The 6,564-nt window shown below is 60.7% G+C and carries 4 protein-coding genes; 3 read left to right on the top strand and 1 reads right to left on the bottom strand.

The window, feature by feature from the left end; translation table 11 throughout:
* Positions 1-540 precede the first annotated feature (540 nt).
* The gene (locus BLT75_RS23835) at positions 541-2,196 is read right to left on the bottom strand and encodes a tetratricopeptide repeat protein (RefSeq protein ID WP_093038225.1); all 1,656 of its coding nucleotides are present in this window, start codon (positions 2,194-2,196) and stop codon (positions 541-543) included.
* Positions 2,197-2,411: 215 nt separating this feature from the next.
* On the opposite strand from BLT75_RS23835, the gene BLT75_RS23830 reads away from it, so the two are divergent.
* The 3 genes from BLT75_RS23830 to BLT75_RS23820 form a co-directional block, all read left to right on the top strand.
* Positions 2,412-4,562, top strand: coding sequence for a cyclic nucleotide-binding domain-containing protein (locus tag BLT75_RS23830; protein WP_176828260.1), 2,151 nt, complete (start codon positions 2,412-2,414; stop codon positions 4,560-4,562).
* Between the two features lie 643 nt (positions 4,563-5,205).
* The gene (locus BLT75_RS23825) at positions 5,206-6,219 is read left to right on the top strand and encodes a GlxA family transcriptional regulator (protein ID WP_093038218.1); all 1,014 of its coding nucleotides are present in this window, start codon (positions 5,206-5,208) and stop codon (positions 6,217-6,219) included.
* Positions 6,220-6,317: 98 nt separating this feature from the next.
* Positions 6,318-6,564: transposase (locus BLT75_RS23820; RefSeq protein ID WP_143028671.1), on the top strand; the 247-nt coding region annotated here is incomplete at its 3' end.

The raw sequence follows: 6,564 nt of genomic DNA, 5'->3' as shown, positions 1-6,564 counted from the left end.
ACTGGCGAAGATCTTTCCTGCACCGCAGAAACCGAGAACAGCCTAACAATAAAGGCACTCGCGCCTTGAACCAGCGCCCACTTATTGCAATCGCAACACGATGTTTTTCCACAGAATCGGCTCAATGCAGCCATTAGCTGCATAGCGGTGCCCTGCAGACAGATGAACGCCTGCTTCGGGCTCGGAGCCCGTATTAGCGACGCTTGACATGTATGTCGCCTACCGAAGCGCGAATGTCTCGAGTTCGACGGGAAAGGCAAAAGATCAAAGACTTGGGGTTTGTGACGAACGGCCGGTTTCTCGCGGTCTGAGCCAAGGTGCGTGCCGCGGTCGCATTGGGCCGCTTCGAGCCCATACTGTGAATTGGCGAAGTGCGCAGAAACCGTCACGAAGGGCGGACACCGGACCTTCTCTGCAGGTGCAGGCCCGACTGACCCGCTCCGCCAGAACGGACCTTCAGGCGTCAACAGAACCGCAGATCTCTCTGCTCTGCCGCAAGGTGTTTCGGAGCCCGTAGCAGCCGCCGCTTGGGGCTGAGAACTACGGCAACTCGGCCAGCAAGTAGGCTTTGCGCACGCCTGACGCGAGTAAGTCAATCAGCGCCGGTTCAAAGAAGCGCCGCTCAAGATCGCCGCTGATTGCTTCGAGGTAACCCGGGCGCATGGTTTCGAGTTTTTCGATAGCCTCGGTTGCGCCGGCCAAGTTTCCAAGGTGGCCGTGGGCCGCCGCGAGCAGGACGTAGGACATGTAAAACTGTGGCATCTCTCCAAGTCGAGCTTCTTCGAGAGCGCGCTCGGGGTTCTGGTCGCGGATCGCGGCCAAAGCTTTCGAGTGGTGCCAAAGGGGCGGATGGATCGGCGACATTTCCTGCGCCTCGGCGATCAGCCTCTGGCCTTCCTCCCACTCGCCCGACATGGAAAGGAGATGCCCGAAATACGCGTGTGCGTCTGGGTCGTTCGGATTGAGCTCAAGCGCCCGGCGTGCCGCCTTGCGGAAGGCATCGAGGTCGCGTCGGAAGTATTGCACCGCAGCGAGCACACTGTGGGCCGACGCGCTGCCAGGAGCGATCTCTACCGCGCGTGCTGCGGCGTCGAAGGCGCGGTCCAAAGGATCGCCCGGCGCCGACCCCTCTCGGAATGCGTTGCGACGTTCGTCAAGGTAGATCTGCGCAAGACCGCTCCAGACTTCAGCGTAGTCCGGCGACGTTCGCGTTGCATCTTCCAGACACTCGCGAACAGCCGCGTGCTCCTCCGGGTCGCGAAGCTGAAGATAAGCGTAGTACCTAAGTACGCAAAGATAGCTCGTCCTGTCGGGCGCCTCACTGCCGCCACGATCGGACGCGATCAGTTTGGGAACCACGCCGTCACGAGTCGCGAGGGCGCGGGACACAGCGTTCGCCGCGTCGAGCCGTGCCGTCAAGAGGCCTTCCTCCGCCTCAGGCAGCGAAAACTCTTCGACCCAGAGAACTTGGCCGTCCGTCACGTTTAGCAATTCGAAAGTCAGCCGGATTCCCGCGACATCGTCATGCAGGGCGCCGGAGAGCTGGTAGTCCGCGTTCAAACTCTGCCCGAGCGAGAGCGCCGCCGCCCCTGCGCGGTTTGCGGAGGCGGTCGCCGCGCGCGACACCACGATCAAGTGGTCGAACCGTGCGATGCGGTTCACGATGTCGGTCGTAAGTCCGGCCGCAATGTAGTCTGGCCGATCCGAAAGATTCTCGATTGGTGCGACGGCGACCAGAGGCCGACTGGTGGTCGGTCCGTCTGTCGAACTTGTGGCCCATATCGCGCCGGTTGCAAGCGCCAGGATCCCGGCGATACCTGCGATGATGGCAAGGCGCGCCGACCGCGACAGCGACCTGACCCGATCGAATGGTCGGTCCGGTGCGCGGGCCGCATTCCGCAAAGCCGCCTCGTTGGCCTTGAACGTCGCGGAATATGCGCCCTTGGGGATCTCGATGATCACCGGTTCGGTCGCACCTTCCGTTGCATAGTATTGTTTCAGGCGGGCCCTGAGGCGTCCGATCTCGACGCGGACGCTCGAGATGTCGGACGTGTCATCGAGATCGATCCCGAACACATCGGCCGCGATGTTCTTGCCGAGCAACTGGTCGTTTCGCCGCTCGAGCGTTTGGGTGACGATGTGGCTCAGTAGCAGGCGGAGCCGTTCCGTCCGGGCGAAGGCGTCACTTTGCAGCACACGCGATAGAGCCCTTCTAAGAGCTGGCTCCGTCAAAGACTCGTCAGCTTCGGAATGGTTCTGGGGTTTTGATTGCATGACTTCCGATACCCGCTGCAACGGTAGCATAGTAATTGCAACCTTCCGCGTCGAGACGGATGTGCCAAGCTTTTCTGTATGTTGTTCCGTCGCCTTCCAGCAAGCCTCACGTACGATCGCACAAGGCGATACGCACCGTGAAGTGTTGGCTACAAGCCCTCTCTTGCGGCGCGCTGGTCGGCGCCACGGCCGTGGTCTACAGCATTTCGTTCTTCGCGATCGTCTTCACGGGTGATCTCGCGATGCACGCGGAGGCCTGGGTCGGCGCATCCCTGATCGCGGGCGCGGTAATGGCGTTCGTCGGCGGCCTGCTCTTCTCGTGGCGGGGGACGGTCATGCACCCGCAGGACGTAACGGCTGCCCTTTTGTCGGTCGCTGCAGCGCATGTTGCGGCGACACTCTCCGCTGCCTCGCAGGCTGAGGTTGTTGGCACTGTCCTGGCGATGATCGCGGTCACCACGGTGGCTGCCGGAGCGGCCGCTTACCTGCTCGGCCGTGCGCGCATGAGCTACGTCGTTCACGCTATTCCCTATCCGGTCGCGCTCGGTTTTTTGGCTGCGACCGGAATGATGCTGGTTTTGGGCGCGGTTGGAATGGTTATCGAACGTACGACCACGGTCTGGAATATCTCGATGGCATTCCGTGTCGGCGCGTTCATCCAATGGAGCCCCTGGCTTATCGCCAGTGGACTGATCTTTCTTCTCAGCCTCCGCATCCGGTCGCCCCTGCTTCTACCGGTCTGTGTCGGCTTGACACTGGCGGTCTTCTACGCTGTCGTCGCCGCCGGGCCCGGTTTGGCAGAAGTGCAGGCAAGCGGAGCGACGTTGGCAGAGCCGGGCGGCGATCAGGGTACGCGTCTCGCCGTCATGCTTTACGGCGCGGCGAACTGGTCCGCGATCGCCGCGGAGTTTCCGGTATTGCTGGCGGTCGTCGGACTCACGATCGTGGGCGGACTGCTCAACCTGACCGGCGTGCGCTACGCGACCGGGCAGCCCCTTGACATGGACCGCGATCTCAGAGCCATCGGCGCCGCCAATCTCGCGAGCGGCGCGGTGGGCGGTCTCGTGGGGTATCCGGTCGTGAGTACGACCTACCTTGGTTGGCGCGTCGGACTGAAAGGCCTCGGAGCCCCGATCGCCGCTGCCGGCACTTGCGGGGCGGTCGGTCTCTTCGGTGCCGAGCTTTTGAGCATCCTCCCTAGAGGCCTCTTCGCGACGATCATCGGCTTTCTCGGACTCGACCTCCTGCTGTCGTCCCTGAAGGCCGCGCATCAGCGCCTCTCGAGGACAGATCGCCTTCTGTTCGCCGGGGTGGTCACGATGGCCGTGACCGTCGGCGTGCTCGAGGCGATGGCTGTCGGCTTCATCGCCGCGATCGTGCTGTTCGCCAGGGCTGCGAGCCAGGTGGACGTGCTGCATGCCCGGCATACGCTGGCCACGCGAACCTCCCGAACGGAACGCCCCGGTGCCGACATGGAGCGACTTGCGCGCAGTGGGCAGGACATCGTGCTCTTCGAACTCACCGGCTATCTGTTCTTCGGGGCCTGCACTCGGCTGCGAAAGATAGCCGACCAGGAGCTCTTGGCCCCCGGCGGCCCACCGGACGGGATCGTGCTCGACTTTTCGCGCGTCGGGGGGCTCGACGTATCGGCCGCGCTTGCCCTTGCCGAAATTCAAAGCCGGTGCGCAGCCTTGGGCGTCGATTTGACAATGGCCGGCGCGCGGCCGAGGGTAACGGCGATGCTCAAGGCTGTCGGTGCGCGGGACAGCAGCGCGATCAAGGCGCAGATTGCGCTCGACGACGCGCTCTTCGCCATCGAGGAGGCGCTTCTCTGTACGACGGATAAACCCGAGGGACGTCGCGATCGGGCAACGATACTTGACGAGTTGGCTGTTCTCCATCCTGACTTCGATCCCTTGCGGCACTTCGAGCCGATCACGGCTGCTGCCGGAACGCGCATCGTCTGCGACCAGGATGAAGCGCGGGAACTGTTTGTACTGATTTCCGGGCGCGCCCGAGCCATTCTTCGCAACGGTTCCGGGCAGGAATGCGTCGTCGCCCGCTTTCTCCCGGGCACCGTCATCGGGGAGATTGCCTTGTACCGCGGCGCGCGCCGTTCGGCCGAAGTCGAGGCCGAGACCGACTGCGAGCTGCTCCGGATAGACCGCGCATCAGATGTTTGGGCAAACTCCGGACCTGGGGATTTCTCGGCGGACTTCCACCGTCTCATCGCCGAAGCAATGGCCCGACGACTCCAACGCTACATGACTTACGTGACAGAGGACTGATAGCGAACCACTTGGCCTCCTGTGTTGCCTCGTTGAAGGCCACGTGTAGGTTTTTTGTCGACAGACCTACTTGTGTTTGGTGCGGCTTGGATGACTGATTTATCCGCCTAGCCGACCTTGGGCCGCGCTACGACGCCGCTGTCGCAGCGAACGGTCGATCTGGCGGGCCGCATCGCAGAAATGAAATCCTCCAGGGAACGGCAGCAAAGGGCCGGAATCGCCAGTTGCCGGGGTTCGGATAAATGTCTACTAAGTCCAAGTCCAAGGTTTGTCGCCGCTGCAGCTCCGCTGACAGCAGCAACAAACCTTGGACTTAGTAGACATTGGAATCGGGGCAAGCTAGCGGTCTCTCATCAGCGGTCCGCCGGGCCCAAGATAAATCGCTGAGTTCCACACCTTTTCCGAAACTCTGCATTCTTCGGCTCTACTTTCCTGGTCAACTTTCCGACCGTCTTTTCTTGAAGCAACCCCCTTCGAAAAGATGAGCCATTCACGTCCAAAAAACAGTTCCCAAACTGTGTTCATCAGATCCGACCCTCCTGCGAAACACGAACGCATAGAGGTTTGGTGACATTTCTGGTTGGGCGTGAGAGGCAAAAAGCCTAAAAAGGAGCCAAATTCACCACTTTTGGTCAACTCGCCCATGCCATTGTCAGTTCAGATTATCGCAACTCCAGAAGCCAGCGCGTCCAGTGTGTTTGGTTTATATGACACGCTGGTCGCTGCAGGCCGGGACTGGGAACACCTGGTGAGCGGCGATGAGCCTGAGCCAGTGTTTGACGTCAGTCTGGTTGGCCCGGATGTTGAGGGGTTTCGATGCGGAAGTGGAGTGTGGATCGCGCCAGACCAAGCATTTCACGACGCTGACAGCGCCGATATCGTTATTGTGCCCGGGCTGACGCTTTCACCGCACGAACGGCCTGACCCCGCTCAACACCCCTGCTTGTCTTGGCTTGCTGAACGCGACATGGCCGGGACACGGGTGATGTCAGCCTGTACGGGAGCAGTCTATTTGGCGGAAATAGGTATCCTGAATGGGGTCGAAGCTACGACGCACTGGGCTTGGGAAGGCCTGTTCCGTCGGTACTATCCTGCCGTCCGACTACGCACCGACCGCGGCCTTTGCTTTTCCGATGCGTCCCGCGGCCCCGTTACGTCGGGCGGGACAACCGGATGGCAGGAACTTGCCACGTTCCTAATTGCGCATTACGGAGGCACACAAAGAGCAGTTCGCGCCGCAAAGGTATGGCTTTTGGCCAACCGTGGCGAACTTCAGGCTCCGTTCACGTCGTTGATCACCACCACACCTCACGCTGACACGGTCATTGCTCAAGTCCAGGAATGGATCGCCGATCATTACGCGATCGATAACCCGGTTGGCGAAATGACAGACCGTTCCGGATTGCCGCCCACTACATTCGCGCGACGCTTCCGCAAAGCGACCAACAAGTCGCCGCAAGACTACGTTTTAGCCTTGCGAATTGAAGAAGCACGGCAGCTGCTTGAAACCACGGACATACCGATAGCAGATGTTGGAGAGGCAGTAGGTTATGTTGATACGCCGTCGTTCAGGAAGTTATTCAAGCGCAAGACCGGACTGACTCCTGCGGAACATCGCAAGATGTTCGGCAAGTCACGGTTCTTGAGCTATTCCTGAAGAGCCACGTTCCAAATTGGCGAGTTTCCTGTCCGCATCGGGTGGTCTTCCCCCGCTGAAGTGGTCCTCCGCTATGTTTAGGAAAACGGAGGAAACACATGGCCAACAAGCGACCGAAGCCCGCGGAAATTGTCACGAAGTTACGGCAAGTTGAGGTTCTGACAGGGCAAGGCATGCCGCGTCTGGATGCGATCCGGCAGATTGGCGTGACTGAACAGACCTACTACCGCTGGAAGAAGAAGTACGGTGGAATGGGCGCTGACCAATTGAAGGAACTGAAGAGGCTTCAGAAAGAGAACGAGCGGCTTCGCAAAGCTGTTTCTGATCTGACGTTGGACAAGCTGA

This window comes from Ruegeria marina (assembly GCF_900101475.1).
Lineage (GTDB): Bacteria > Pseudomonadota > Alphaproteobacteria > Rhodobacterales > Rhodobacteraceae > Ruegeria_B > Ruegeria_B marina.
Note: the sequence above shows the minus strand (reverse complement) of the source record. Positions and strands in the feature narration are given on the sequence as shown.